This window comes from Thalassospira povalilytica, from assembly GCF_002844235.1.
GTDB classification, from domain to species: Bacteria; Pseudomonadota; Alphaproteobacteria; order Rhodospirillales; family Thalassospiraceae; genus Thalassospira; species Thalassospira povalilytica.
This window is the reverse complement of record NZ_PGTS01000017.1, coordinates 1-878: the sequence shown is the minus strand read 5'-3', so window position 1 is coordinate 878 and position 878 is coordinate 1. Positions and strand designations below refer to the sequence as shown.

Sequence of the window (878 nt, the reverse complement as noted above, 5' to 3'; positions counted from 1 at the left end):
GCCAGAACCTGGCCACGTTCGACGTCTTCACGCTTGGTACCACGAAGCAGTGCGCCGATGTTGTCGCCAGCTTCACCCTGATCGAGCAGCTTGCGGAACATTTCAACGCCGGTAACGGTCGTTTTGACGGTGTCTTTAATGCCGACGATTTCGATCTCTTCGCCAACTTTAACAACGCCGGTTTCAACACGACCGGTAACAACCGTACCACGACCCGAAATCGAGAACACGTCTTCGATCGGCATCAGGAACGGCTTGTCTTTCGGACGATCCGGTGCCGGGATGTAGTCATCAACAGCAGCCATCAGCTCGAGGATAGCGTTTTTGCCGATTTCGTCATCGCGACCTTCCAGAGCAGCAAGAGCCGAGCCCTTGATGATCGGAATATCGTCGCCCGGGAAGTCGTAGGACGACAGAAGTTCACGGATTTCCATTTCGACGAGCTCGAGAAGCTCTTCATCGTCAACCTGGTCAACCTTATTCATGAACACGACCAGTGCCGGAACGCCAACCTGACGTGCAAGCAGGATGTGCTCGCGGGTCTGCGGCATCGGGCCATCAGCTGCCGAAACAACCAGGATGCCACCGTCCATCTGTGCCGCACCAGTGATCATGTTTTTAACATAGTCAGCGTGGCCCGGGCAGTCGACGTGCGCGTAGTGGCGGTTTTCGGTCTCATATTCGACGTGCGCGGTCGAGATCGTGATACCACGAGCTTTCTCTTCCGGTGCCTTGTCGATCATGCTGTAGTCCTGGAACGATGCGCCACCCTGTTCTGCCAGAACTTTGGTGATCGCTGCGGTCAGCGTGGTTTTACCGTGGTCAACGTGGCCGACGGTGCCAACGTTAACGTGCGGTTTTGTACGCTCAAACTTTTC

1 protein-coding gene is annotated in these 878 nt (G+C 55.6%); it reads right to left on the bottom strand.

Annotation, left to right across the window (positions count from 1 at the left end; all coding sequences use genetic code 11):
- Positions 1 to 878: elongation factor Tu (gene tuf, locus CU041_RS20245; protein WP_101248253.1), on the bottom strand; the 878-nt coding region annotated here is incomplete at both ends.